We start from the raw sequence: 26391 nt of genomic DNA on the forward strand, positions 1-26391 counted from the left end.
GTCGAGACAATCATCCGTGTGATGCCGCTCGCGGTATCGGAATCAAAGTGGCGAAAGGTTCTAATAGCTTACCATTGTGCTTGAGCAATCGTTAACACTGCATTTCCAATTTCGTCGCTGCTGCGGTGAGCGAAACCACTTGCCGGATAGCCGCGCAACTCGGGCGAATACTGTGGACGATGGAACTGGTCTTCCGGCCGGCCCACCCGGCGGTAAGCAGGTTGGGAGCACGAGCGTTCCATCAGCTCAAAAGTTGACATTTCAATTTTCGTGAAACGCGGATGCCGCCATCACCGCTGCTGAAGAGCGATTTTCCACGCCGAGCTTAATATAGATCTGCTCCAGATGCTTGTTCACGGTCCTGGCGGAAAGACCCAGTATCTCTCCGATATCCTTGTTGGCTTTTCCTTTGGCAATCCAAAGCAACACTTCAGATTCTCGTTGCGTGAGCTTGAAACGTTGCCGCAGGATCTCGTTGTCAGGCACTTGTTTCGTAGCGGTCAATCGAAATAGGTACTCGTCGGTTCCGATCGTGCCCAAAAACGAAAGTTGCAGCGCCGCTTCTCCTTTGATTTTCACGGCGAATGTCGTGTCGTAAACAGCCCCGGCATTTTCACGCGCCAATATGAAGTCGGCAATCGGTGCGGCCAGGCTGTTCAAGCCTTCATCGGTGCCGGACGCGGCATTGACAAGGCGAGTTGCCTGCGGGGTCGACCAAAGAACGGAGCCATCGCGGCGAACCGCCATCAAATGTCTTCCAGCGACATCCAGTGCCACCCGAGAACTCTGGGCGGAGCGTGCATTGCGCAGGTGTACGCGGATGCGGGCGCGCAGTTCATCGACATTGATCGGCTTGGTGAGATAGTCGACACCGCCGGATTCCAACGCATGCACAACATGCTCGGTTTCGGTCAATCCGGTCATGAAGACGACGGGAATCTGGGCGATGCCCGCATTGGCCTTCAGCCGGCGGCAGGTCTCGAAACCATCCATCGACGGCATGACGGCATCCAGCAGGATGAGATCGGGTGTGATGCGCTCGACGATGTTCAGCGCCGCCGATCCGGAGGTGGCGATCAGCACGGAGAAGCCGGACTGCTCGAGCGCATCTGTCAGGAAACCAAGAGCTTCCGGCGAATCGTCCACCAGCAAGACTATGTCGCGGGGAAGTGCGGGCTCAGCCAATCTGTTCTACCTTTTCAGTGTCGAAGGTGCGCAGCACATTCAGGAAGCCGTCAAGATCGAAAGCCTGGACATGAATGCGCATGGCGTCGGTAAAGGGTTTGTTTTCATCAAGCTTGGCGAGATCGGCAAGCTTTGCCTCGATGCCCCTGATATAGCCTATTTCGCCAAGCCGCATCAGTTCGCGTACATGCTCCAGCCCCGGGCTTATCAAGGGCGCTGGCGGCCTCAGTGCGACCGGGGCGGAGCCGTCGGCATAAATCCATTTCAAGCCGAGATGGAGCGCCAGCTTGTCGCGAAGCTGGCGGATATCGACCGGCTTGCCGATGGCATCATTATGGCTGTCGTCGCTGTCCTTGGCGGCGGCGCGGTCGCCGATATTGGCCGACAGCATCAGGATCGGCGCCATCTGGCCGTTCTCCCTCAGCCGCGAGACCAGTTGCCAGCCGTTCATGCCGGGCATGGAGATGTCGACCAGGAAAAGATCCGGTTTGATGCCCTCGATCAACGTCAGGCAGTCCGGCCCGCCGGTGGCCGTCAGCACGATGAAATCGAGCGGCGACAGCACTTCGCGCATCAGCTCGCGATGATCCTCATTGTCGTCGACGACGACGATGGTACGGCGCGGCCCTTCGTAACTGACGATCCGCTGTTCCTGCGCCGGCGGCTTCATCGGCCGGATCACCGCCGACAGCATCAGGCGCACCTTGAAAGCCGAACCCTTGTCCTTTTCGCTGGCGACGGAGATCTCGCCGCCGAGCGTATTGGTGAGCAGCCGGGTAATGGTCAGTCCAAGGCCGAGGCCCGGCATGGGGCGGACGCTGTCGGCCTCGCCACGCTGGAAGGGCTCGTAAATGCGGGTGAGATCCTTCTCGGCGATGCCGCGCCCGGTGTCGGCGATGGTGAAACTCGCGACCTGGCTGCGATAGCCGACCTCGAAGCGCACACTGCCCGCATCGGTGAACTTGATGGCGTTGGAGAGCAGGTTGACGAGGATCTGCCGCAGCCGCTTTTCGTCGGTGCGGACATAATCGGGCAGGGCGGCGGAACGTTCATGGATGAAGGCAAGACCCTTGGCCTGCGCCTGCGGGCGGAACATGTCGACGATCTGGTCGAGAAAGTCCTGGATGTTGATCTCGTTGGAATAAACCTGCAGCCGGCCGGCCTCGATCTTGGAAATATCGAGTAGCCCGTCGATCAGACCGGAGAGATGTTCGGCGCTGCGGCGGATGACCTTCAACGAGGATTGCCGGGGCGCGGGAATGGTCTCGTCATGCTCGAGGATCTGGGCATAGCCCAGTACCGCGTTGAGCGGCGTGCGCAATTCGTGGCTCAAGCCGACGACGTAGCGGCTCTTGGCGCGGTTGGCGGCTTCGGCCGCCTCCTTGGCGCTCTGCAAAGCCGCATCCGTTTTCTTGTGCGCGGCGATTTCCTTGAGCAGCAGGGTGTTTTGGCGGGAGGATTCCTCCTCGGCGACGACGCGGCTGTCGTGGGCGAGCACGTAGAACCAGCAGACGACGCCGGCGATGACGGCGAAGACGAAGAAGACGATCAGGATGGTGCGGTCGACCACTTGCGCCGTCTCGGGCGAGGCGGAGCCGACCTGATGCGCGATCATTGCCAGGATGGCGCCCACGGCCGTCAACGCCACCGCGACTGCGATGCCGTAGCGGCCGAGACGGGTGGCGAGCTTGGCGACGACGGTCTCCGGCAGCAGAGTCTTGGCGACCGTGCCGATCTGCGTGTTAAGCCGCGCCTTCGGTTTGCACATGTCGTGGCAGCGGCTGTCCAGCGAGCAACAGAGCGAGCAGATCGGCGCGGCATAGGCCGGGCACCAGGCCATGTCCTCCGGCTCGAAAGGATGTTCGCAAACCGAGCAGGTGATGGTGGCGAGGTTCTTCCAGCTTTGGCGCGGCTTGCGGGCGAGATAGAATTTTCCCTTGGTCGCCCAGGCGAGTGTGGGCGAGGCGATGAGGGCAATGACCAAGGTGATATAGGGGGCGAGCGAGGCGGCGATGGTGCCAAGCGCACCAAAATGGGCGATGAGGGCAATCGCCGCCGAGAGCGCCATGGCCCCCAGGCCGACGGGATTGATGTCGTAGAGATGGGCGCGCTTGAACTCGATGCCGGGAGGGGCAAGACCGAGCGGCTTGTTGATGAAGAGATCGGCGGAGATCGTGCAGAGCCACGCCATGGCGATGATGGAGAAGATGCCGAGGGTTTCCTCCAGCAGCCTGTAGATCCCAAGTTCCATCAGCAGCAGGGCAATGGCAACGTTGAAGACCAACCAGATGACGCGGCCGGGATGGCTATGGGTCAGCCGCGAAAAGAAATTCGACCAGGCAAGCGAACCGGCATAGGCATTCATCACATTGATCTTGAGCTGCGAGATCATGACAAAAGCGGCCATCAACAGCAGCGCGGCGTTGTGCCAGGGAATCATGTAGCCGAAGGCGGTGAGATACATCTGCGCCGGATCGGCGGCGCGATCGGCCGGCACGCCGGAACTTAGCGTCAGCACGACGAGGAAGGAGCCGGCCAGCAGCTTCAGCGCGCCGATGAGTACCCAGCCGGGACCGGCGAGAAAGATCACCAGATGATGCCGCCATTTGCGGCGGCCTTCCGGCGGCAGGAAGCGCAGAAAGTCGGCCTGTTCGCCGATCTGTGACATCAGCGCCAGGATGACGGCGGAAGCAGCGCCGAATTCCACCAGATCGAAGGGAGCGGCCGTTCCCGATGCCTCGGACGCGTGATGTATACCGGCGAACGCCCGCCAGAGGTCGAATTTCCCCCAATCGGAAAAGGCGATGAAGACGAAGGGCAGGATGTTGAGGACGATCCAGAACGGCTGGGTCAGGAGCTGGAACCGGCTGATCAGACGGACGCCGTGCGTCACCAGCGGGATCACCATGACGGCGCTGACGATATAGCCGACCCACAGGGGTATGCCGAGTGTCAGCTCCAGCGCCCCCGACATGATGGATGCCTCGATGGCGAACAGCATGAAGGTGAAGCCGGCATAGATCAGCGAGGTGATCGTCGAGCCGATATAGCCGAAGCTCGCGCCGCGGGTCAGGAGATCGATATCGACCCCGTGTCGGATGGCATAGCGGCTGATCGGCAGGCCGATCGCCAGCATGACGATACTAGCGACGATGATGGCATAGAAGGCGTTGGTCGTGCCGTAGGAGAGTGTTGTGGCGCCGCCGATTGCCTCCAGCGCCAGGAAGGAGATGGCGCCGATTGCCGTCTGCGAAATGCGCTGCGAGGAAAATTGCCTGGCGCTTTTGGCGGTGAAGCGCAGCGCATAGTCTTCCAACGTCTGGTTTGCCACCCAGCGGTTATATTCGCGTCTCACCGGAATGATGCGTTGCCGCGCCGCCATGCCCACCCTTCAGCAGTCTTCAAATCTAACCGACGTCGTAACACGGAATGCAGCGGCCCTTAAGTGCGTGGACTGCGGATATGCTGCACATTTCGCCCCGTCTCCTACGTCATATTACGTATGTGGAATCCCCTGGCGCTGCCGGATAGTCGCGGCAGGCAACGGTTAATCTTTGTTTACGAACTGTTGCGGGCAGACAAAAAGAGGGGAACTACGCATGAAACTGAAGACTCTTGTCTCCGGCGCGCTTCTGGGCGCCATCATGTCGACGACCGCATTCCACGGAGCTTTTGCCGCCGACGACACCATTAAGGTCGGCGTTCTCCATTCGCTTTCGGGCACCATGGCGATTTCGGAAACGACGCTGAAGGACGCCATGCTGATGCTCATCGACGAGCAGAACAAGAAGGGCGGTGTTCTCGGCAAGAAGCTGGAGCCGGTCGTCGTCGATCCGGCATCCGACTGGCCGCTGTTTGCCGAGAAGGCACGCGAGTTGATCCAGAAGGACAAGGTCTCGGCCGTGTTCGGTTGCTGGACTTCGGTGTCGCGCAAGTCGGTCCTGCCGGTCTTCAAGGAACTGGACTCGATCCTGTTCTACCCCGTGCAGTTCGAGGGTGAAGAGTCCGAGCGCAACGTGTTCTACACTGGCGCAGCGCCGAACCAGCAGGCGATCCCCGCTGTCGATTATCTGATGCAGAATGAAGGCGTGCAGCGCTGGGTTCTGGAAGGCACCGACTACGTCTATCCGCGCACGACCAACAAAATCCTTGAGGCCTATCTGAAGTCTAAGGGCGTCAAGGCCGAAGACATCATCATCAACTACACGCCGTTTGGCTTCTCCGACTGGCAGACGGAAGTCTCCAAGATCAAGGCCTTCGGTTCGGCCGGCAAGAAGACCGCCGTCGTCTCCACCATCAATGGCGACGCCAATGTTCCCTTCTACAAGGAGCTCGGCAACCAGGGCGTCAAGGCGGAAGACATTCCGGTCGTCGCTTTCTCCGTCGGCGAAGAGGAACTTGCCGGCGTCGACACCAAGCCGCTGGTTGGCCATCTCGCTGCCTGGAACTATTTCCAGTCCGTCGACACGCCCGCCAATGCCGAATTCATCAAGGAATGGCATGCCTATACCAAGAACGACAAGCGCGTCACCAACGACCCGATGGAAGCCGCCTATATCGGCTTCAACATGTGGGTGAAGGCCGTCGAAAAGGCCGGTACGACCGATCCGGACAAGGTGATCGACGCACTCGTCGGCGTTTCCGTTCCAAACCTTACCGGCGGCTACGCCACCATGATGCCGAACCATTACATCACCAAGCCCGTGCTGATCGGCGAAGTGCAGGAAAACGGCCAGTTCGACGTCGTTTCGCAAACCCCCGCAGTGGTCGGCAAGGAATGGTCGGACTACCTGCCTGACAGCAAGGACCTGATCTCGGATTGGCGCATGCCGATGAACTGCGGCAACTTCAACGTTTCCACGGGCAAGTGCGGCGGCAAGGGTTCCTGAGTTCCGCCCGATATCGAGGCGGCGATAAGCCGCCTCGAATAATTCCTTGACGTCGCATGATCCCGAAAACCGCTTCGCACTTTTCGGGATCATGCGCGCAGATCGTCGCGGGCAGGCTCCTCTGCCCGCGACAGCATGAGGGGACGTGCGATGTTCGACAAATTCATTTACCGCAAGGCTTTGGCGTTTGCCGCCGGCTTTTGCCTGATGCTGGTGCTGGCGGCGACCGCGCTGCGCGCCGAGGAGGATGCGCATAGCCTCATCAATGCGCTAGGTCCGGCAAACTTCCAGCAGGCCGACGAGATCGTGAAGAACCTGGCCAAGACCGGCGATCCCAAGGTAGTCCCGGCGCTGCAAGCCTTTTCGGACGGCGATCTCTATGTCCGCAAATCCGACAATCAAGTCTTCATCGCCAAATCTTCCGGTGATGGCATGGCCTTGGTCGATCCGTTGACCGGGCAGGCGGCCGGCCAGGAAGCCAAGGGCAATCTCAGCAAGATCAAGATCAACAACAATCTTCGTCGCTCGGTCCGTGCGGCGCTCGGCGGCCTGACGCTGATGAGCCCGGATCGCGGCGTCAGATTGGAGGCGGCTCAATCCGTGCTGAAATCGCCGAGCGCGGATTCGCTGGACGCGTTGGAAGCAGCGTTGCAGGGCGAAAAGGATGGCGAAATCCGCGGCGTGCTCGAGAGGGCGCGCGCGGTTGCCGTGCTAAGCTCCGATCGTTCGCCGGAGCAGAAGAAGGCAGCGATCGAGACGATCAGGAACGAAGGCGGCCGCGATGCGATCGGGGTTCTCTCCTCGGTTTCCGTGGACGACAGCCTGAAGCCCGATATCGCGGCTGCTATAGCCAGCATCCAAAGCCAATTGGCGATCTGGGATGCGGTGCAGAACGTCTGGTACGGCCTGTCGCTCGGCTCGGTGCTTCTGCTTGCCGCCATCGGGCTTGCCATCACCTTCGGCGTCATGGGCATCATCAACATGGCACATGGCGAGATGGTGATGCTGGGCGCCTATTCCACCTTCATGGTGCAGAGCGTTATCCGCAGCTCTTATCCGGAACTCTTCGACTGGTCGCTGGCGATCGCCTTGCCGGTCGCGTTCCTGGTCACCGGCGCCGTCGGCCTCGTCATCGAGCGCGGCGTCATTCGTTTCCTCTATGGCCGGCCGCTGGAAACGCTGCTCGCCACCTGGGGCATCTCGCTGATCCTGCAACAGGCGGTGCGTTCGATCTTCGGGCCGACCAATCAGGAAGTCGGCAATCCCTCCTGGATGTCTGGTTCCTTCGATCTCGGTTATCTCTCGATCACCTGGAACCGCCTCTGGATCATCGTTTTCGCGCTTGGCGCCTTCGTCGCCCTGCTGTTGCTGCTGAAGCGCTCGGCCTTCGGCTTGCAGATGCGGGCGGTGACGCAGAATCGGCGCATGGCGTCCTCCATGGGCATTCGGACGCCCTGGGTCGATGCATTCACCTTTGCCCTGGGGTCGGGCATTGCGGGGATGGCAGGCGTTGCGCTCTCGCAGATCGACAACGTCTCGCCAAACCTTGGCCAGAGCTACATCATCGACAGTTTCATGGTTGTCGTTTTCGGCGGCGTCGGCAATCTCTGGGGAACGCTGGTCGGTGCCTTCTCGCTCGGCATCCTCAATAAGTTCCTCGAACCCTATGCGGGGGCGGTGCTCGGTAAGATCCTGGTTCTTGTCCTCATCATTCTTTTTATCCAGAAACGTCCGCGCGGGCTCTTCGCCCTTAAGGGAAGGGCGGTGGAAGCATGATCACGGCCTTTATCCTTCGTTCGCTCGATCGGCGTATCAGCATCGCCATCGCGATCCTGCTGGCCGTCGCGGTGCTCGTGCCGCTGTCGAACCTGGCTCTGCCGGAAAGCAGTCCGCTGCATGTGCCGACCTACCTGATGTCGCTGTTCGGCAAGTATCTGACCTACGCGCTGCTCGCCTTGGCGCTCGACCTCGTCTGGGGCTATTGCGGCATTCTTTCGCTCGGTCACGGCGCCTTCTTCGCGCTCGGCGGCTACGCGATGGGCATGTATCTGATGCGGCAGATCGGCTCGCGCGGCACCTATGGCAATCCCATCCTGCCGGATTTCATGGTTTTCCTGAATTGGAAGGAATTGCCCTGGTTCTGGTACGGCTTCGATCATTTCTGGTTTGCGATGATCATGGTGCTGGCGGCCCCTGGTCTGCTCGCCTTCGTCTTCGGCTGGTTCGCCTTCCGCTCCCGCGTCAACGGGGTCTATCTGTCGATCATCACGCAGGCGATGACCTATGCGCTGCTGCTCGCCTTCTTCCGAAACGACATGGGTTTCGGTGGCAATAACGGCCTGACCGATTTCAAGGATATTCTCGGTTTCAACATCCAGGCCGACGGCACCCGCGCCGTGCTCTTTGCCGCCACCGCGTTGTTTCTGGCGCTGGCGCTGATGCTGTCATCGGCCATCGTGCGCTCGAAGTTCGGCAAGGTACTGGTCGGCGTGCGCGATGCGGAAAGCCGGACGCGCTTCCTGGGCTATCGAGTCGAGCACATGAAGCTTTTCGTCTTTGTGGTATCGGCGATGATGGCCGGCGTTGCCGGCGCACTCTATGTGCCGCAGATCGGCATCATCAACCCCGGCGAATTCGCGCCCGCCAATTCGATCGAAGTGGTCATCTGGACGGCGGTCGGCGGCCGGGCGACGCTGATCGGCCCGATTATCGGCGCCATCCTCGTCAATGGCGGCAAGACGGTTTTCACCGGTCTGTTTCCCGATTTCTGGCTCTTTGCTCTCGGTGGCCTCTTCGTCGCGGTGACGCTGTTCCTGCCCAAGGGCATCGTCGGCACGATAGCGCAGCATATCGGTAGTGGTCGCAAACCGGTGAGCCCGAAGCCTGAAGCAGACGAAGATGAAGCCGAAGCCGGCAAGACGACGATCCAGGCGGCGGAGTGAGACCATGATCCCGGACATCAAGCCCAACAGCATGCTTTATCTCAACAACGTCTCGGTCGCCTTCGACGGCTTCAAGGCGCTTAATTCCCTGTCGATCGTCATCGAGCCAGGAGAGCTTCGCGCTATCATCGGCCCGAACGGCGCCGGCAAGACAACGATGATGGACATCATCACCGGCAAGACGCGGCCCGACCAGGGCGAGGTGTTCTTCAACGGCCAGATCGATCTCACCAAGAAGGACGAGGCCGATATCGCCCAGCTCGGCATCGGTCGTAAATTCCAGAAGCCGACCGTCTTCGAAAGCCATACCGTTTGGGACAATCTCGAACTGGCGCTCAACCGCAAGCGCGACGTTTTTTCGACGCTCTTCTATCGTCTGACGCCCAAAGACCGCGACCGCATCCACGAAATCCTCGACACGGTGCGCCTTTCCCACCGGCGCGACGAGCTGGCCGCCAATCTTTCGCACGGGCAGAAGCAGTGGCTGGAGATCGGCATGCTGCTCGCCCAGGACCCGAAGCTGCTTTTGGTCGACGAACCTGTGGCCGGCATGACCGACGCTGAGACGGCCGAGACGGCGGTGCTGCTAAAGGAGATCGCCAAGACACGTTCCGTCGTAGTCGTCGAGCATGACATGGGCTTCATCCGCGATCTTGGCGTCAAGGTGACGTGCCTGGCGGAAGGTTCGGTGCTGGCCGAAGGCTCGATCGATTTCGTCAGCAACGATCCGAAGGTGATCGAAAATTATTTGGGGCGATGAGATGCTGACAGTCGAAAACGCAAATCTGCATTATGGCGCCGCTCAGGCGCTGCGCGGCATCTCGATCAAGGCGGAGATGGGCAAGATCACCTGTGTGCTCGGGCGCAACGGCGTCGGCAAGAGTTCGCTGCTGCGCGCCGTCACGGGACAGCACCCCTTGAGCGATGGCACGATTAATTTCAATGACATTGCGCTGAACGGTATGGCCCCTTTCGCTCGCGCCAAGCTCGGTATCGGCTATGTGCCGCAGGGGCGGGAAATCTTTCCGCTACTGACGGTCAAGGAAAATCTGGAAACAGGTTATGCGCCGATCGCCCGCAAGGACCGCTTCGTTCCTGAAGAGATTTTTACGCTCTTTCCGGTGTTAAAATCGATGCTTTCCAGGCGCGGCGGCGATCTCTCCGGCGGCCAGCAACAGCAGCTAGCGATCGGCCGAGCGTTGGTGACGCGGCCTAAGATCCTCGTCCTTGACGAGCCGACGGAAGGAATCCAGCCCTCAATCATCAAGGATATTGGCCGAGCGATCAAATATCTGCGTGACTCGACCGGGATGGCAATTCTGCTAGTCGAGCAATATCTTGATTTCTGTCGGGAGCTTGCGGATTACGTTTATATCATGAACCGTGGCGAAATTGTCCACGAGGGGCAGGCGGAAACGCTTGAGACGCCGGAAGCCCGACGCCATCTGACCGTTTGACGAGCTGGAAGGAGCAACACGCTCCCAATTGGCATCATCGTCATGGCTCTCAAAGCCGAGCAATTCGTCTCAGTTCGTCTGCCGTCGTTGTAGGAAAGCCGAAGAATTCAAGATAGGCCGGTATCTGCTCAAACAACATGTCCGTCCCGACCTGATACCGGCATCCTCTCTCGCGTGCCGCGGCCAGAAACGGCGTGATCTCCTCCTTCATCACCACTTCGCCGACGAATGTGGAGGGGGCTAGCCGCGTCACATCCAGCGGCAGAGGGTCGTCCTTGCGCATCCCCAGCGGTGTGGCGTTGATGACGATATCGAAGCCATCAGGTTTGTTTGAGCCTGTCGTGACTTGGGTTGCCGGGTAGTAGGTGTTGAGGCGGGTTTTCAGGCCATCAAGGGACGCCTTGTTGTCGTCGTGGAGGGCGAGGTGGGCGAGGCCGGCGCTGGCGAGCGATGCCGCGATGGCAGAGCCGACGCCGCCGGCGCCGATAATGAGGGCTTTGGCGCCTGATATCGTCTGGCCCTTGCGTTTCAGCCCGCGCACGAAGCCTTCGCCGTCGAACATGTCGCCGATCAGTTTGCCGTTGGGGCCGAGTTTCACGGCGTTGCAGGAGCCGGCCACGCGGGCGTTGGTGGAGATTTCGTCCAAGAGCGCCATGGTAGCGATCTTGTGGGGCATGGTGATGAGGGCGCCTTGGACGTTTGACAGACGGAAGATCAGCTTCAGGAAATCGGGGTAATCCGCCGGTTTGCAACCCATGGGCACGACGACGGCGTCGATGCCCTGTTCCTCGAAAAAGGGATTATAGATCAGCGGCGCCTTGAAGCTTTCCGTCGGGTAGCCGAGATGAGCGATCAGCCGCGTGGTTCCGCTAATCATGGGCATGACTTCTCGTTTGACTAGGGAACACAGTCTTTCCGGAGCGGGCGGATTGCTTGATAGCCTCGACGACGCGCAGTGTCGCAAGCCCCTCATGGCCGCTGACGAGCGGCGTGGCGCTGCCTTCAATGATATCGCAGAAATGCTGGAGCTGCAGGGTCAGGGGGTCGGCCGGCATCACGGCAAGACGCTCTTCGCCAAGCGGCTCGCGCCAGTCGGGGCGCAGCGCGTTACGCCATAGTGCAAGCTGCGGGATCGAAAGCGAGGCCTCCGTGCCGCCGATTTGATAGCAGAACTGGTCCTGCTGCGGAAAGCCGGAGTTTTCGCCCGCCGTCATCTCCCAGCTCCAGGGTGAGACGACGGCATCGGAGGCGGTAAGTGTTGCGAGAATGCCGCTCTCAAAACGTAGGAGCACGACGACGGTGTCTTCCACCGAATGACCCCTTGCGGCATTGGATTCCACCGCATGCACGCTTTCCACTTCGCCGAAGAGATAGCGGAAGAGATCGACGTCATGGATGAGGTTGATGAAGGTCGGCCCGGCGCCTAGCTCTCGGCGCCATTTCACATTGAAGTAATCGTCGGGTTTGGCGACCCAGAAGCTGCCGTGAACAGCGCGGATCTGCCCGAGTCGGCCACTGTCGATGATGCGTTTGGCTTGCCTAATCAAAGGGTTATGACGGCGGTGATGGCCGACGAGAATGGGTACGCCGGCCCGCTCGGCGAGGCTGACGAGGCCGGCGGCCGCCTCGCTATCGTCGGCGATTGGCTTTTCGATGAGAACAGGAATGCCCGAGGTAACCACCTCAGTGGTGTTTGCGACGTGAAGTTGGTTCGGCGTTGCGACGATGACGCCATCGGGGCGACGCCCTTTTTCCAGCGCTTCGGCAAGGCTTGCAAACCAGGTGATGCCGTTGGTCCGCGCCTCGTCACGGGCGGCGGGCGAGGGGTCGATGACGGCGGCGAGTGCCGTGCGCGGCTCTGACAACACGCCCTCGATATGGCGCCGGCCAATCAGCCCGGCGCCAACTACGGCAATTTCGAGCGGGCGTGTGCACGACGAATCTAGCATGAAAGCTTCCTTTCGACCCTAGTTGCGCAGGATTTCGCCGAGGAATTTGCGGGTGCGCTCATGGTGGGGATTGGTGAAGAATTCGGCGGGGGAGGCCTCCTCGACGATCGCGCCGCTCGCCATGAAGATCACCCGGTTGGCAACCTGGCGGGCAAAGCCCATTTCATGCGTCACGCAAATCATCGTCATGCCTTCTTCGGCGAGGCTGATCATCGTATCGAGTACTTCCTTGACCATCTCGGGATCGAGTGCCGAGGTCGGCTCGTCGAAGAGCATCACCTTGGGCCGCATGCAGAGCGCGCGCGCAATTGCCACGCGCTGCTGCTGTCCGCCCGATAGTTGCACGGGATATTTGGCTGCCTGTTCGGAGATTTTGACGCGGGCCAGCAGGCTGCGCGCCCGCTCTTCCGCCTCAGACTTCGAAACGCCAAGCGCGCGCATCGGCGCCAGCATGCAGTTTTGCAGAACCGTCAGATGCGGGAAGAGGTTGAACTGCTGGAAGACCATGCCGACCTCGCGCCTGATCGCATCGATCGCCTTCGCCTGATTGCCGAGCAGGATGCCGCCGACGTGGATCTCGCCCTTCTCATAGGTCTCCAGGTGGTTGATGCAGCGGATCAGGGTCGATTTTCCGCTGCCGGAGGGGCCGCAGAGCACGATGCGCTCGCCTCTGCGCACCTCGATGTTGATGTCGTGGAGAGCCTGGAAGGCGCCGTACCATTTTTCCACATGGCGCATGGTGATCATGGTTTCGCCAGCGGTCGTGTTCGATACTGGGGCGGTTGCTGTCGTCATGGTCTGGTTTCCATCGATCTCTGTGGCTGCATTATCGCGCGTGGGCGGCGTTGAAGCGCCGTTCCAGACGCGCGCCGAGGATCGTCAGCGGACAGCACATCAGGAAATAAAGGGCGCCGACGATGCCGAAGACGGTCAGCGGCTGGAAGATCTGGTTAGAGATGATGTTGCCGGCGCGCGTCAGTTCCGTGAAGCCAACGATGGAGGCGAGCGACGTGCCCTTGATGAGCTGCACCAGGAAGCCGATCGTCGCCGGCAGCGAGATGCGGATTGCCTGCGGCAAGATCACATCCTTCATGCGCGAGACATATTTCAGGCTGAGCGCCTTTGCCGCTTCCGTCTGGCCGCGCGGCACGGCCGCGATCGAGCCGCGCCAGATCTCACCGAGATAGGCACTGGCATGCAGCGTCAGGCCGATTGCCACCGCTTCCCAGGCATCGAGCTTGAGGCCGATGAGCGCCAGCCCATAATAGGTGACGAAGAGCTGCATCAGGAGCGGAGTGCCCTGAAAGACAGCAATGTAGGTCGCCGTCGCCCGCTCCAAAAGCGGTATGCCCGAGGTGCGCGCCAGTGCCACGCCGAGGCCCGCGATGCAGCCGCAGACGAAGCCGACGGCCGAGAGAAGCACGGTCCATTTCAGGCCGATCAGAAGGAAGATGAATTCTTCGCTGCCCATGGTGCCCTCAATTGACCGGATAGGTGAAATAGCGGGCCGAGAAAAGCGCAAAGAGGCGCATCATCAGCCAGGAAATGACGAGGTAGAAGACCGTGATGGTGAAATAGACCTCGAAGCTGCGGAAGCTGTCGGATTCGATGCGCTGTGCCACCGAGGTGAGCTCATAAGCCGAGATCGCCGAGACGATGCTGGTCGATAGCGTCAGGAGCACGAACTGGCTGGTCAGCGAGGGGTAGATCGCCCTCAGCGCCGGCTTCAGAATGATCAGCCGGAAGACCTGGACCTTGTGCAGGCCGAGCGCCAGGCCCGCTTCCATCTGCCCCTTGGGAATGGATTGCACGCCGCCTCTGATGATCTCGATTGCATAGGCGCCGCCATTGATGCCGAGCGCGATGATCGCCGTCGGCGTCGGGTCGAGGCGGATGCCGATCAGCGGCAGGGCGAAAAACAGGAAGAAGATCTGCACCAGGAAGGGCGTGTTGCGGATAAGCTCCACGAAGCCGATCACCAGCCAGCGCACGGGTTTGATCGGCGAATCCCTGAGCGCCACGCCGCCGATACCGATGATGACAGCGAGAATCATGCCGCAGATGGCAAGCAGGAATGTGCCGAGACAGCCGAGCAGCAGGCTCGGCAGGCCATCGATGACGGGCGTGAAATCCAGGTGATAGTTCATGTTTTCGCTGCCACCACCATGCCGGCCATCGCCTCTATGGCAAGCTCGTAACCACGGGCGCCAAAGCCGATCATGATGGCGGTGGCGATGCGCGAGACGAGGGATTTATGGTAGATTTCCTCCCGGGCATGGACATTGGAAATATGCAGCTCGATCTTCGGCGGCTCGAAGGTTTTCAGCGCATCGAGCAGCGCGATCGAGGTGAACGTATAGGCGGCGGGATTGATGATGATGCCGCAGGCCTCTTTCCGGGCCTGATGCACGCTTTCTACCAGCTCGCCTTCGAAATTCGTTTGGCGGAAATCGATCGTAAAGCCGAGGCTGTCGGCTTTGGCGAGACACATCTGCTTGATGTCTGCGAGTGTCGTCGAGCCATAGATATGCGGCTCGCGCTCGCCCAGCAGGTTGAGGTTCGGTCCGTTGAGGACGAAGATGGTTCTGGTCATATGCACCTCACCCGGGGTAGCCTAGTTTCTTGGTCTTGGGCAAAAAGGTGGTGTGGACGGGCATTGCAATGCCCGCCTTATTGCTTGGATTGCCTGGAGCGTGTTGCTCAGTTCGCCGCGAACGGAATACCGTCGAGGCTTTTCGGGAATTCCGGAACCGGCACCTTCATCCACTTGTCGTAGATCTTCTTCAATTCGCCATCGGCCTTGATCTTGTCGATGAATGTATTGAGCGCGGCGTTGATTTCCTTTTCGCCCAGACGCGTGCAGGCGCCGTTATAGAGCTTCTGGAACTCCAGCTTGTTTTCGAATTCGCCGGGGCGGGCCTTTTCCACCCGGTCCATGTAGAAGATGTTGCCGCCGAGGGCATCGACCTGGCCGGAAACAAGTGCCTGGACGCTGGCCGCATCGCCGTCAAAGCGGCGGATGGTGGCGGAAGTCGGCGCATTCTTGGTGACCTGCGTGTCCTGCGCCGCACCCTTGGCAACGGATATGGTCAGGTTCGCCATGTCTTCGTTGGTCTTGATCGACTTGTTCTTCGGGCCGATCAGAACGATGGCATTGGCATTGTAAGGCTGGCTGAACTGGACGGCCTTGGCGCGGTCCGGCAGCATGGCCATGGTCGCAAACAGCACATCGACGCGGCCGCTTGTCAGCGCCGGGATGCGGTTATTGACTTCGAGCGGAACGAATTCGACTTCAACGCCGAGTTCCTTGGCGAAGAGCGCACCCATATCGGCATCAAACCCATCCTGCTTTCCGGCGCTGGTGACGAAGCCCCATGGCGGATTATCGCCCTGGATGCCGACGATCAGCTTGCCGCGGGCCTTGATTTCTTCGGGCGTGACGGCGGCAGCGGGGTTTGCAAGCCCGATGGCGGCCACGAGAGCGGCGGCGCCCAGCATGGCGCCACGCCGCGTCAGCAAAGACTTCAGCATAAAATCCTCCCTCTTAGACGGTCGTAGAAAGCGACCTCACAGTCATCCTCTCCCGACTGTTCCCAATAATGTTTGCCAGAGAAGAACCCATAAATCAACATAGTTTTTTAAAATCATATGATACTTTTGATTTAGTCAATTGAATTGAAATCCTCACGACATTCACCATAATGCCCATCATAAGGGTCGATGATTTTGTCCGTTGCGGCCCAACGAGGAGGATTTGAGAGCCATGAAGACCTCGATTGCGACTGTCACGATCTCAGGCGAGTTGCCGGAAAAACTGGAAGCGATTGCACGCGCCGGCTTCGACGGCGTGGAGATTTTCGAAAATGATTTCCTGGCCTTTGACGGCAGTCCCGCCGATGTCGGCAGGATGGCGCGGGATCTCGGCCTGACGATTACGCTCTTTCAGCCCTTCCGCGATTTCGAGGGCATGCCGGATACCTTGCGCGGGCGCACGTTCGACCGTGCCGAGCGCAAGTTCGACATCATGCAGGAGCTCGGCACCGACATGGTGCTCGTCTGTTCCAATGTCTCGCAGGCAGCCCTTGGCGGCATCGACCGGGCCGCCGCCGACTTTCATGAGCTGGGAGAGCGGGCGGCAAAACGTGGGCTGAAAGTGGGCTACGAGGCGCTCGCCTGGGGGCGCTTTGTCAACGACCACCGCGATGCCTGGGAGATCGTGCGCCGCGCCAACCACCAGAATGTCGGGCTGATTCTCGACAGTTTCCACTCGCTGTCGCGCAGGATCGACATCAACTCCATCCGCTCGATCCCCAAGGAAAAGATCTTCATCGTGCAGCTTGCCGATGCACCGCTGATCGATATGGAACTGCTCTACTGGAGCAGGCATTTCCGCAACATGCCGGGCGAGGGTGATCTTCCCGTTACCGAATTCACCGAGGCGGTGGCCTCCACCGGCTATGACGGCTTCTTCTCGCTGGAGATCTTCAACGACCAGTTCCGCGGCGGCTCGACGCGGGCGATCGCCGCCGATGGCCATCGCTCACTGATCTACCTGGCCGACCAAATCCGCCGGAAGGTGGAGACGCCTGTCGGCATCGAGATGCCTGCGCGTGCGGCTGTCAAAGGCATCGGCTTCATCGAGTTTGCGACCGATGACGAGGAGGCCGTGGAGCTCGTCGGCATCCTCGAGGCGCTCGGCTTCCGCAAGGTGGCGGTGCATCGTTCCAAGAAGGTGACGCTCTTCCAGCAGGGCGAGATCCGTATCCTCGTCAATGTCGATCCCGCCGGATTTGCCAATGCCGCCTATGCCCTTCATGGCACGTTTGCCTACGCGATGGCGCTTATCGTCGATGATGCCGGGCAGGCCTATGCCCGCGCCTTGGCGCTCGATGCCGAACCCTTCGCCCAGGCCGTCGCAGAGGGCGAGCTGCAACTGCCGGCGATCCGCGGTGTCGGCGGTGGACTTATCTATCTCATCGATGAGAAGAGCCCGCTCGGGCGATTCTCGGAGATCGATTTTGAATCTGTGAATGAAGAAGGGACCACCACGGACGCCGGCCTGCGGCAGATCGATCATATCGCCCAGACCGTCGCCTATGACGAGATGCTGACCTGGCTGCTCTTCTACACCTCGATCTTCGAGACCCGCAAAACCCCCATGGTCGATATCATCGATCCCTCCGGCGTGGTGCGCAGCCAGGCAATCGAAAACCAGTCGGGCAGCTTGCGCATAACCATGAACGGCGCTGAAAACCGCCGCACACTCGCCGGCCACTTCATTGCCGAAAAATTCGGCTCCGGGATCCAGCATCTGGCTTTCTCGACGGATGATATCTTTTCAACCGCCGAACGCCTGCGCGCCAATGGCTTTAAGCCCCTGCCGATCTCGCCCAATTACTACGACGACGTCGAAGCCCGCTTCGGGTTGGAGCCGGAGCTCACCGAACGGCTGAAGGAAGAAAACATTCTGTATGACCGCGATGATGAGGGGGAGTATTTCCAGCTCTATAGCGGCACCTATGGCGAGGGATTCTTCTTCGAGGTGGTGCAACGTCGTGCTTACCGCGGTTATGGGGCACCAAATGCGATTTTCAGGATTGCGGCGCTGAAGAAGCAGATGCGGCCCGAGGGGGTTCCGAAGGATGCGATGTGACCTCAGCCGATCCGGCCGCTGGTCAGCACGTGCTCTACACCACTCTGGATATGCCTGCGAATGACCGCTCTTGCGCCCTCGACATCACGCTTCAGTGCAAGCTCGAATAGCAGTTTGTGATCGTCGACCACCGCCTTGCCGCGAAAGCTCTGCGCCAGCATGTGATACCGCTGGAAGCGGTCGAAGACGGACGAAAGTGTGGCCATCAGTGTTGCCGAATTGCAGGCCGAGACGATCGCCTGATGGAATTCCCAGTCGTAGCGCACCCAGTCGATGGTGCGCGAAGCGTCACCCGCCAGCAGCTTGCGTTCGGCCGCCGCGAGCTTGTGATGGGCGGCGACGATGCGACCTTCCCATTCCAATGTGCCGGACGCGAAGGATAGCCCGATCGCATGTGTCTCGAGCACGGTGCGGAGATCGGCAAGCTCCTCCAGCTCTTTGCGCGACGCCTGGCTCACCTCGAAGCCACGCTGGCCCTCGGCAAGTACGAGATTCTCCATGGCAAGGCGGCTGAGAATCTCGCGCAATGAGGAGACGCTGATCGAATAATGCTCCTTGGCTTGTTCCAGCTTGATCTTGGTCCCAGGCGCCAACGCCCCGGAAATGATGTCCTGCCGGATCTGCCGGAAGACAACATCGCTGATGGTCTCCCAGGCTTCGGCCGTGGCCTTGAGCATCGGTTTGTCTATGTTGCGCGGCGCAGCCATTGTTATTTCGTCAGTCTGGCAGATGAGGAGAGCAGGCCCTTGCCGAGCGCATGCTCGACGCCCGCTTGGATATGGCGCTGAAGGATCGTCTTGGCCGTCTTGCTGTCGCGCCTGAGTGCTGCGTCCAATAGCTGTTTGTGCTCCTCTTCGGCAACGCCGCCGCGATAGGAGAGCGCAACCATCTGATAGCGCAGATATTTGTCGAAGACGGAGGAATGCGTTTCCATCAACAGCCGCGAGCCGCAAGCGGCTATCAGCGCCTGGTGGAATTCCCAGTCATAACGTTTCCAGTCTTCGGCCCGGGCTGTATCGCCAGAGGCCATCATCGCTTCCATGCGCGCCAGCTTGTAATGGGCCGACACGAGCTGCGCCTCCCATTCCACATCGCCCTGTTCGAAGGATTGCTCCAGCGCATGTTCCTCAAGTAAAAGCCGAAGTGCGGCAATCTCCCTGAGATCGGCAACGGAGACCCCCGCCACCTCGAAGCCCCGCTGACCCTCCGCGACGACGAGGCCCTCCGAGGTCAACCGGTTGAGGATTTCGCGAAGCGTGCTGACGCTGGTCCCATAAGCACCTCTGAGATTTTCCAGTTTCAGCTTTTGCCCCGGCGAAAGCCGTCCGAAGATGATATCGGCACGAATCTGCCTGTAACTGCTCTCGGCGACGGTTTCCTCGATATCTTCTTGCCGCATGGGTCTCTCCGAGATTTTAGAATTCGTCCTATATAAGGAGAAGACTATGGCGAATTCAATTGCAAAATGACTGCGGCGAGGGGTCGGCCGGCCGCTCTCGATCCATAGTGCGGGCCGGGCAGATCGGCGGGAAATGGCCCTCAACACGAAAAAACCCGGCATGGAAGCAGTTGCGGAATGGTTCCAACAGGTTTACTTTAGATTTCACTAATGGCGCAACGTGGGGTATGGTTGGCCTAGACTGGAATGCTCGCCTAAGATGTGATGACGATCAAGGTTTTGAAACCGCTGCCTGACATCGGCGTCAGACAGGCGGCCAAGCTCAAGTTCGATCATCACGAAGGCGGCGTTCCTGTCATTAACGCTGAAGGGCAGGGCTCATCAGTGAGGGCGATCTGATCCGAAGGTGGAATTTTTTCAATCGGGCGTTGGGTTAATGGCCAGCATGGCACTTGGCTCCGATGATACAGGCGCCGCCTTCGGCTCATCCTCTGTCGCGCCCCGCTTACGCTTGGTAAGTTGCAGAAATATCTCTGAAATCAAACGGGATGGGGGCAATTCGAAATGGTATGGGTGATGGAGGCGATGTCGTTCGGCAGTTCCCTGCCCACTCGCCATGGAAGTTCCAATTCCCCAAGCCGAACATGAGCCGTGAAAAATGAGGTGATGGGTGTCCCTCTAACGGCATGCACGCGGCGAGCCATGATTGGCCGCTAAAGCCGGCAGCGCCCACTATTCCATGGAGAGCCCGGAGAGCATCGACGACATTTTCCACATATGGAAACAGCAAGATCGATGATCGTAGAGTAGTGAGGCTGCATTCGCTTGCGTGACAGTAACTGGAGAGATTCTGCATTGCCATTTTGATGGGAGGCTCAGATGACTTCACTTGAAACCGCAGTGAGAAACGAGAAATTTTCAGGCAAGTCCCAGGTAGAAAGTGCGCTATCAGCCGAGGAACTCCGCTTGATGGACGCCTACTGGCGGGCGTCGAACTATCTGTCTGTCGGGCAGATCTATTTGCTCGACAATCCGTTGCTCAAAGAGCCGCTGAAGCGGGAGCATATCAAGCCGCGTCTGCTCGGCCATTGGGGGACGTCGCCCGGCCTGAACATGCTCTACGTGCATCTGAACCGTGTGATCAAGCGCGACGACCTCAATATGATCTATGTGATCGGGCCTGGCCATGGCGGACCGTCGCTCGTCGCACATGCCTATCTGGAAGGGACTTACAGCGAAGTCTATCCGAATATCGGGCAGGACGCGGAGGGCATGCAGCGGCTGTTCAAGCAGTTCAGTTTTCCTGGCGGCATTCCGAGCCACGTCGCTCCGGAAACGCCTGGAAGCATTCATGAAGGGGGTGAGCTGGGTTATGCCCTGAGCCACGCCTACGGCGCAGCCTTTGACAACCCGGATCTTATCGTCGCTTGCGTCGTCGGGGATGGAGAGGCGGAGACAGGGCCGCTCGCCACGGGATGGCATAGCAACAAGTTCCTCAATCCCGCGCGTGACGGATGCGTGCTGCCGATCCTGCATCTCAACGGCTACAAGATCGCCAATCCGTGCTTCCTCGCCCGCATTCCAGAGCAGGAACTGCGGAAATTCTTCGAGGGGATGGGTTATGCCCCCCTCTTCGTCGAAGGGCATGAGCCCGACCAGGTTCAGCAGCAACTGGCCGCAGCCATGGACACGGCGATCGCGGAGATCAAGAGGATCTGGGCGGAAGCTAGAGGCAAAGGGAATGTCAGCCGTCCGGCTTGGCCCATGATCGTCTTCCGCACCCCCAAGGGGTGGACCTGCCCAAGCGAAATCGACGGCAAGAAATGCGAAGACTATTGGCGGTCGCACCAGGTTCCGATGGGCGACATGAACAAACCGGAGCACATCCAGATCCTTCAACACTGGATGAAAACCTACAAGCCTGAAGAACTCTTCGATGAGAATGGCAAGTTGCGCGCCGAATTTGCCTCCTTGGCGCCAAGCGGTCATCGCCGGATGAGCGACAACCCGCATGCAAACGGCGGGCTGCTGCTGCGCGATTTGAAGATGCCGGACTTCCGCAGCTACGCCGTCTCGGTGCCGAGCCCCGGATCGACAACGACGGAATCCGCTCGCGTCATGGGCAAGTTCCTGCGGGATATCATGAAGCTGAACATGGGCAGCAAGAACTTCCGGCTGTTCAGCCCTGACGAGAACAACTCCAACCGCTGGCAGGACGTGCTGGAGGTCACCGACCGCTGCTACATGGCGGAGATTTATCCGGAGGACGATCATCTGTCGCCCGACGGTCGTGTAATGGAGGTGCTGAGCGAACATCAATGCCAAGGCTGGCTGGAAGGTTATCTGCTGACGGGGCGCCACGGCTTCTTCTCTTGCTACGAGGCCTTCATCCACATTATCGACTCGATGTTCAATCAGCATGCCAAGTGGCTGAAGGTGTGCAACCACATTCCCTGGCGACGGCCAATCGGCTCGCTGAACTACTTCCTGAGTTCGCACGTCTGGCGGCAGGACCACAACGGCTTCAGCCACCAGGATCCCGGTTTCATCGATCACGTTGTCAACAAGAAGGCCGAGGTCATCCGCGTCTATCTGCCGCCGGATGCAAACACGCTGCTTTCCGTCACCGATCATTGCCTGCGCAGCCGCAACTACGTGAACGTCGTCGTGGCTGGCAAGCAACCGGCTCCGCAATGGCTGACAATGGATCAGGCGATCAAGCACTGCGCCGAAGGTGTCGGTATTTGGGAGTGGGCCAGCAACGATCGGGGATCGGAGCCCGACGTCGTGATGGCATGCTGCGGCGACGTGCCGACGCTGGAGACGCTTGCGGCAGTCCAACTCATCCGTGAGCATATCCCCGAATTGAAGGTGCGCGTCGTCAACGTTGTCAACCTCATGAAGCTGCAGCCTTCGAACGAGCACCCGCATGGGCTTCCCGATCGCGATTTCGATGCGCTTTTCACCAAGAATAAGCCGATCATTTTCGCGTTCCATGGATATCCCTGGCTGATTCATCGCCTGACCTACCGGCGCACCAACCACGACAATCTGCATGTTCGAGGATACAAAGAGGAGGGAACAACGACGACGCCGTTCGATATGGTCGTTCTTAACCAGCTCGATCGCTTCCACCTTGTCGAAGATGTCATCGATCGACTGCCGCAACTCGGCGCTCGCGCGGCCTACTTCAAGCAGGCGATCCGCGAGAAGCTGATTGAGCACCGGCAGTACATCGAGGAGCATGGCGATGACATGCCTCAGATCAGCGGCTGGAAATGGGGCGTCAAGAGTATGGAGCAGGTGAAGGGAACGACGTCCACGGAAGGCGACAATACTTAAATGGCGATAAGCCGATGACCGTTAAACAAGGAGGCGGACATATGTTGCGGTCGACCGCAATTGAAACATCTGGAGGCCAACCAGCCGTCCGCCTTCCGATTGCGTTTTGGTGATGGGTCGGTCATGTCGGAACTACAGTCGACCGATCCCGATCTGAACCGAATGCCAACCGAAGAGGATCTCGGTCGCCTTCAGTTCACGACGTTGCTTTACTATCTCCAATGCACCAACCCAGACAACGGGCTAGTGCGCGACAAGACACAAGCGGGCGCACCGGCAAGCATCGCCGCTGTCGGCATGGGGCTTGCCACTATCCCGGTCGTGGTTGAGCGCGGCGTCGTCATTCGCGAGTTTGCCGCCAAGATCGCTCGGCGGCGACTGGAATTTCTGATGCATTGCCACCAGGGGCCGGAACCTGATGCCTCGGGCTACAAGGGCTTCTTCTATCATTTCCTCGACATCGAGACAGGGCGGCGGGTGTGGCAATGCGAATTGTCGACGATCGACTCGACCTTTCTGTTTGCCGGTGCTTTGACCGTCGCCACCTATTTCGATGGGGACTCGGAAGATGAGGTGAAGGTCAGGCAACTCGCCACGGCGCTTTACGAGCGGGCGGATTGGAACTGGGCGTGCGACCACGGCGCGACGCTGACCCATGGCTGGCGACCGGAAAACGGTTTCATTCCCTATCGTTGGCGCGGCTATGACGAAGGCTTGCTTCTCTACATACTCGGACTTGGCTCGCCGACCCATCCGCTACCGCCGGAAAGTTATGCAGCTTACACGGAAAGCTACGAGTGGCGAAACATCTTCGGGCGCGAATTGCTTTATTCCGGTCCTCTCTTCACGCATCAGCTTTCGCATATGTGGATCGATTTCCGAGACATTCGCGATGAATTCATGCGGGAGCATGACAGCGATTATTTCCAAAACAGTCGGCAAGCCACCTTCGTACAGCAGGAATATGCGATCCGGAATCCCTTGGGGTTCGAGGGATATGGCGAGCACTGCTGGGGATTCACCGCAAGCGACGGCCCCGGCTGGCTGACCAGGGATATTGGCGGTCAGCGCCGCGAATTCTTCGACTATGTCGCGCGTGGCGCACCCTTCGGACCGGACGATGGTACCGTCTCGCCCTGGGTCGTCGTTGCGTCCCTGCCGTTTGCGCCTGAGATCGTCATTCCAACCGTCCGCAATTTCGCTGCCCTGAAGCTGGGGATGACGCGGCTCTATGGTTTCAAGCCATCTTTCAATCAGACGTTCAAGGATGAGAACAGCCCAACGGGGTGGTGGACCAGCCCTTACCATTTTGGGATCGATCAGGGTCCGGTGGCGCTGATGATCGAGAACTATAGAACCGGTTTCCTCTGGAAACTGACGCGCAATTGCGAGCCAGTCGTCCGCGGACTGCGCCGGGCGGGATTTGCCGGCGCGTGGCTATAGCAGAGAACCTACGAAGAAAGCACCGAACGTTGCCGTTGCGGTGCCAAACCTGTTACGGGACTGTATAATCAGGCGGCTGCGCTAAATCCTATTCATTACGCTTGAACATTCCCACTAATATCAACATTGGCCCGGAGCGGACAGGATAACGCGCGCCTTATGCCGCGCTCATGAAGATCCTCGTTTGCCATAACCGGCCCCAATACCCAAAATGCAACATTGTCGGACCGTCGCTCATCAGGAATTTTACCACTCGGAGGAGTGCCAATGATCAGGCATCACATTGCGACGGGCCTTGCCATCAACATCATACCCATGGCTGTAATCCGCAATTCCATTCTCATTGCCGAGATCTGAACGACATCGTCGTGTCCGGAGATTGACCGCATACCGTGCCGATCGGCGACGTTTCCTTGCCTGGACGAAGGGGCGGCACCGATGTCCAGCAGGCATCACGGACATGTTCCTCGATTGTCGGGATATTGCCGCGGCAGCCATCGACCCTATGCGCACCGATGGCTTCGACGTAGCCGCTGTCCACGAAGTTACCGCGGCCTTTGAGAAATCAGTGCATTTGGGAAGAGCCCCTCTGGCGATCACTGGATCGGCCGGTGTGGCATCCCCATCCCTGAGACAAGCCGCAGCAATAGGAAATGTTTATCGCTAGCCAAAGGAGGAGACAATGTTACTGGAGAGGGAAGCAGCCGTTGCAGGCGTGACCATCGGGGAGGACACATCCACCGCGTTCAAAAGACGCTTCATGATAAGGATGATAGCCGTTCTCACGGGCGGAATGCTGCTCGATGGTTACATCCTCGGGGTCATCGGCCCTGTAACCACCGTGATGAAGCAAGATATGGGTATGTCGACGGCCGACATGGGGCTGATCGCGTCCGCTGCGCTGTTCGGGATATTGATCGGCTCGCCGCTCGGCGGATGGGCTGGCGACAAGTTCGGCCGAAAGCCGCTCTTCATGATCGACATGGCGCTGTTCGTGATCGCATCGGCGATGCAGTTCTTCATCAATTCGGTTGAGATGTTGTTTGTGGTGCGGCTGCTGATGGGCGTTGCCATAGGTGCGGAGTACTCGGTCGGCTGGCCGCTGATGTCGGAGTTTGCGCCCGCCCGTTTGCGGGGGCGGCTGATGGGCGTCACGATCCTCGCCTGGTATGGCGGATTCATGATCGGGTACACGGCGGGCTACATTCTGAACCTGCCGACACCGCTGCCGTGGCGTTTCATCATCGGCACGAGCACGCTTATCGCGGTCGTCTTGTTCGTCGCCCGGCTCGGCCTGCCGGAGTCGCCGCGCTGGTTGTGGAGCAAGGGCCGCAAGAATGAGGCCCGCGCCATCGCGCGCAAATATCTGGAGAGCGCCGGGGATATGGCGGACATGGAGAACGAAGAGGTTCGTCATGGCCAGTTCTCGGAACTCTTCTCCGCGAAGTACTGGCGAATGACTGCTTTCGTTTCGTGGTTCTGGTTCTGCAACGTCCTGCCATATTTCGCGATCGCGACCTTCGCAGACAATGTGTTGGAGCACTACGGCCTCAACGGCGGGCTCGCCGGTGGTGTGGGACTGTCGATGGTTGCTGTGATCGGGGTCGCCGTCACGGTGGCGCTGATCGACAAGGCCGGTCGCCGGTTGTTCACAGTCCCGCCGCAGTGGATCACGATGGTCGTCTTCCTCGTCATTGGCCTGTGGTCGAGCGCGCCTCCAGCCGTGGTATTGGGCCTCTTCCTCGTCTTCTCGTTCTTGAATGCGATGAATGGGACGCTGACAAGTATCTATCCCGGCGAGGTGTTCCCCACCGAGGTTCGTGGCGTCGGCACCGGTTTTGCCGCCGCTGTCAGCCGGATCGGCGCGGGTATGGGTACGTTCCTGTTGCCGATAGGCGTGGAGAAATTCGGGGTTTCGGCGGCCATGCTGGTCGCGGCGGGTGTCGTCTTCAGCGGCGCGCTGGTGTCTCAATTGTGGGCGCCTGAGACAAGAGGGAAAAGCCTTAGTGAAACGGCCGCGGGGTATTCGCACTAGCTGGCAGATTGTTTTGGCAAGTGTTCAAAGCCGTTAGTGGCTATTGCGTGATAGGCTTCTGTGTGAGGTGGAGTGTCGCATCCCACTCTCACACAGA

The 26391-nt window shown here is 59.5% G+C and carries 21 protein-coding genes; 10 read left to right on the forward strand and 11 right to left on the reverse strand.

Annotation, left to right across the window (positions count from 1 at the left end):
• Positions 1-261: 261 nt before the first annotated feature.
• The gene (locus ACXHXG_RS16255) at positions 262-1185 is read right to left on the reverse strand and encodes a response regulator (protein WP_457899964.1); all 924 of its coding nucleotides are present in this window, start codon (positions 1183-1185) and stop codon (positions 262-264) included.
• On the reverse strand, positions 1178-4567 hold the full coding sequence (locus tag ACXHXG_RS16260) for a hybrid sensor histidine kinase/response regulator (protein ID WP_457899965.1): 3390 nt from the start codon (positions 4565-4567) through the stop codon (positions 1178-1180). Before ACXHXG_RS16260 ends, ACXHXG_RS16255 begins: the two co-directional genes overlap by 8 nt.
• 217 nt (positions 4568-4784) lie before the next feature.
• On the opposite strand from ACXHXG_RS16260, the gene urtA reads away from it, so the two are divergent.
• The 5 genes from urtA (at position 4785) to urtE (ending at position 10473) form a co-directional block, all read left to right on the forward strand.
• Entirely contained in the window at positions 4785-6074 is a 1290-nt protein-coding gene (gene urtA / locus ACXHXG_RS16265; protein WP_260304408.1) for an urea ABC transporter substrate-binding protein, read from the forward strand.
• 150 nt (positions 6075-6224) lie between these two features.
• Complete coding sequence (urtB, locus tag ACXHXG_RS16270; protein WP_457899966.1) at positions 6225-7850, forward strand: urea ABC transporter permease subunit UrtB; 1626 nt, start codon at positions 6225-6227, stop codon at positions 7848-7850.
• Positions 7847-9016 (forward strand): urea ABC transporter permease subunit UrtC, encoded by a 1170-nt coding sequence (gene urtC / locus ACXHXG_RS16275; RefSeq protein WP_104827584.1) that lies wholly within the window; start codon positions 7847-7849, stop codon positions 9014-9016. The genes urtB and urtC overlap by 4 nt, the downstream gene beginning before the upstream one ends.
• Before the next feature lie 4 nt (positions 9017-9020).
• The gene (urtD, locus tag ACXHXG_RS16280; RefSeq protein WP_457899967.1) at positions 9021-9776 is read left to right on the forward strand and encodes an urea ABC transporter ATP-binding protein UrtD; all 756 of its coding nucleotides are present in this window, start codon (positions 9021-9023) and stop codon (positions 9774-9776) included.
• Position 9777: 1 nt separating this feature from the next.
• The gene (gene urtE / locus ACXHXG_RS16285; protein ID WP_285169449.1) at positions 9778-10473 is read left to right on the forward strand and encodes an urea ABC transporter ATP-binding subunit UrtE; all 696 of its coding nucleotides are present in this window, start codon (positions 9778-9780) and stop codon (positions 10471-10473) included.
• Positions 10474-10522: 49 nt separating this feature from the next.
• Here the strand turns inward: urtE and ACXHXG_RS16290 are convergent, their stop codons facing one another.
• The 7 genes from ACXHXG_RS16290 to ACXHXG_RS16320 form a co-directional block, all read right to left on the reverse strand.
• Positions 10523-11350, reverse strand: coding sequence for a shikimate dehydrogenase family protein (locus ACXHXG_RS16290; protein WP_457900022.1), 828 nt, complete (start codon positions 11348-11350; stop codon positions 10523-10525).
• On the reverse strand, positions 11343-12422 hold the full coding sequence (locus ACXHXG_RS16295; protein WP_457899968.1) for a Gfo/Idh/MocA family protein: 1080 nt from the start codon (positions 12420-12422) through the stop codon (positions 11343-11345). Before ACXHXG_RS16295 ends, ACXHXG_RS16290 begins: the two co-directional genes overlap by 8 nt.
• An 18-nt stretch (positions 12423-12440) precedes the next feature.
• Complete coding sequence (locus ACXHXG_RS16300) at positions 12441-13169, reverse strand: amino acid ABC transporter ATP-binding protein (protein WP_457900023.1); 729 nt, start codon at positions 13167-13169, stop codon at positions 12441-12443.
• A 79-nt stretch (positions 13170-13248) separates the two neighbouring features.
• The gene (locus tag ACXHXG_RS16305; RefSeq protein ID WP_104827580.1) at positions 13249-13893 is read right to left on the reverse strand and encodes an amino acid ABC transporter permease; all 645 of its coding nucleotides are present in this window, start codon (positions 13891-13893) and stop codon (positions 13249-13251) included.
• 7 nt (positions 13894-13900) lie between these two features.
• On the reverse strand, positions 13901-14569 hold the full coding sequence (locus ACXHXG_RS16310) for an amino acid ABC transporter permease (RefSeq protein ID WP_457899969.1): 669 nt from the start codon (positions 14567-14569) through the stop codon (positions 13901-13903).
• A complete protein-coding gene (gene aroQ, locus ACXHXG_RS16315; RefSeq protein ID WP_457899970.1) occupies positions 14566-15015 on the reverse strand; it encodes a type II 3-dehydroquinate dehydratase in 450 nt (149 codons plus the stop codon). The genes ACXHXG_RS16310 and aroQ overlap by 4 nt, the downstream gene beginning before the upstream one ends.
• Before the next feature lie 107 nt (positions 15016-15122).
• On the reverse strand, positions 15123-15953 hold the full coding sequence (locus ACXHXG_RS16320; RefSeq protein WP_104827577.1) for a transporter substrate-binding domain-containing protein: 831 nt from the start codon (positions 15951-15953) through the stop codon (positions 15123-15125).
• Positions 15954-16185: 232 nt separating this feature from the next.
• Here ACXHXG_RS16320 and ACXHXG_RS16325 point away from each other — a divergent pair, with 232 nt between their 5' ends.
• Complete coding sequence (locus tag ACXHXG_RS16325) at positions 16186-18075, forward strand: bifunctional sugar phosphate isomerase/epimerase/4-hydroxyphenylpyruvate dioxygenase family protein (protein ID WP_457899971.1); 1890 nt, start codon at positions 16186-16188, stop codon at positions 18073-18075.
• Positions 18076-18077: 2 nt separating this feature from the next.
• Here the strand turns inward: ACXHXG_RS16325 and ACXHXG_RS16330 are convergent, their stop codons facing one another.
• Positions 18078-18782 (reverse strand): GntR family transcriptional regulator, encoded by a 705-nt coding sequence (locus tag ACXHXG_RS16330; RefSeq protein ID WP_245464128.1) that lies wholly within the window; start codon positions 18780-18782, stop codon positions 18078-18080.
• A gap of 2 nt (positions 18783-18784) precedes the next feature.
• On the reverse strand, positions 18785-19474 hold the full coding sequence (locus ACXHXG_RS16335) for a GntR family transcriptional regulator (protein ID WP_104827575.1): 690 nt from the start codon (positions 19472-19474) through the stop codon (positions 18785-18787).
• 264 nt (positions 19475-19738) lie between these two features.
• Here ACXHXG_RS16335 and ACXHXG_RS16340 point away from each other — a divergent pair, with 264 nt between their 5' ends.
• The 4 genes from ACXHXG_RS16340 (at position 19739) to ACXHXG_RS16355 (ending at position 26294) form a co-directional block, all read left to right on the forward strand.
• A complete protein-coding gene (locus ACXHXG_RS16340; protein ID WP_283052530.1) occupies positions 19739-19873 on the forward strand; it encodes a CBS domain-containing protein in 135 nt (44 codons plus the stop codon).
• A gap of 480 nt (positions 19874-20353) precedes the next feature.
• Positions 20354-22816 (forward strand): phosphoketolase family protein, encoded by a 2463-nt coding sequence (locus ACXHXG_RS16345; RefSeq protein WP_457899972.1) that lies wholly within the window; start codon positions 20354-20356, stop codon positions 22814-22816.
• 123 nt (positions 22817-22939) lie between these two features.
• On the forward strand, positions 22940-24259 hold the full coding sequence (locus tag ACXHXG_RS16350) for a glucoamylase family protein (RefSeq protein ID WP_104827979.1): 1320 nt from the start codon (positions 22940-22942) through the stop codon (positions 24257-24259).
• Positions 24260-24974: 715 nt separating this feature from the next.
• Complete coding sequence (locus ACXHXG_RS16355) at positions 24975-26294, forward strand: MFS transporter (protein ID WP_457899973.1); 1320 nt, start codon at positions 24975-24977, stop codon at positions 26292-26294.
• Positions 26295-26391 lie beyond the last annotated feature (97 nt).

This window comes from Rhizobium sp. LEGMi-198b, from assembly GCF_054114205.1.

Bases quoted from the DNA above. Each gene is read 5' to 3' on its own strand.
- urtA (WP_260304408.1), top strand. From the start codon at position 4,785: ATGAAACTGAAGACTCTTGTCTCCGGCGCGCTTCTGGGCGCCATCATG.
- urtE (WP_285169449.1), top strand. From the start codon at position 9,778: ATGCTGACAGTCGAAAACGCAAATCTGCATTATGGCGCCGCTCAGGCG.
- ACXHXG_RS16260 (WP_457899965.1), bottom strand. From the start codon at position 4,567: ATGGCGGCGCGGCAACGCATCATTCCGGTGAGACGCGAATATAACCGC.
- ACXHXG_RS16335 (WP_104827575.1), bottom strand. From the start codon at position 19,474: ATGCGGCAAGAAGATATCGAGGAAACCGTCGCCGAGAGCAGTTACAGG.
- ACXHXG_RS16350 (WP_104827979.1), top strand. From the start codon at position 22,940: ATGTCGGAACTACAGTCGACCGATCCCGATCTGAACCGAATGCCAACC.
- ACXHXG_RS16345 (WP_457899972.1), top strand. From the start codon at position 20,354: ATGACTTCACTTGAAACCGCAGTGAGAAACGAGAAATTTTCAGGCAAG.
- urtB (WP_457899966.1), top strand. From the start codon at position 6,225: ATGTTCGACAAATTCATTTACCGCAAGGCTTTGGCGTTTGCCGCCGGC.
- ACXHXG_RS16300 (WP_457900023.1), bottom strand. From the start codon at position 13,169: ATGATCACCATGCGCCATGTGGAAAAATGGTACGGCGCCTTCCAGGCT.
- ACXHXG_RS16320 (WP_104827577.1), bottom strand. From the start codon at position 15,953: ATGCTGAAGTCTTTGCTGACGCGGCGTGGCGCCATGCTGGGCGCCGCC.
- ACXHXG_RS16310 (WP_457899969.1), bottom strand. From the start codon at position 14,569: ATGAACTATCACCTGGATTTCACGCCCGTCATCGATGGCCTGCCGAGC.
- ACXHXG_RS16325 (WP_457899971.1), top strand. From the start codon at position 16,186: ATGAAGACCTCGATTGCGACTGTCACGATCTCAGGCGAGTTGCCGGAA.
- ACXHXG_RS16295 (WP_457899968.1), bottom strand. From the start codon at position 12,422: ATGCTAGATTCGTCGTGCACACGCCCGCTCGAAATTGCCGTAGTTGGC.
- ACXHXG_RS16330 (WP_245464128.1), bottom strand. From the start codon at position 18,782: ATGGCTGCGCCGCGCAACATAGACAAACCGATGCTCAAGGCCACGGCC.
- urtD (WP_457899967.1), top strand. From the start codon at position 9,021: ATGATCCCGGACATCAAGCCCAACAGCATGCTTTATCTCAACAACGTC.
- ACXHXG_RS16290 (WP_457900022.1), bottom strand. From the start codon at position 11,350: ATGATTAGCGGAACCACGCGGCTGATCGCTCATCTCGGCTACCCGACG.
- ACXHXG_RS16305 (WP_104827580.1), bottom strand. From the start codon at position 13,893: ATGGGCAGCGAAGAATTCATCTTCCTTCTGATCGGCCTGAAATGGACC.
- ACXHXG_RS16340 (WP_283052530.1), top strand. From the start codon at position 19,739: ATGACGATCAAGGTTTTGAAACCGCTGCCTGACATCGGCGTCAGACAG.
- aroQ (WP_457899970.1), bottom strand. From the start codon at position 15,015: ATGACCAGAACCATCTTCGTCCTCAACGGACCGAACCTCAACCTGCTG.
- urtC (WP_104827584.1), top strand. From the start codon at position 7,847: ATGATCACGGCCTTTATCCTTCGTTCGCTCGATCGGCGTATCAGCATC.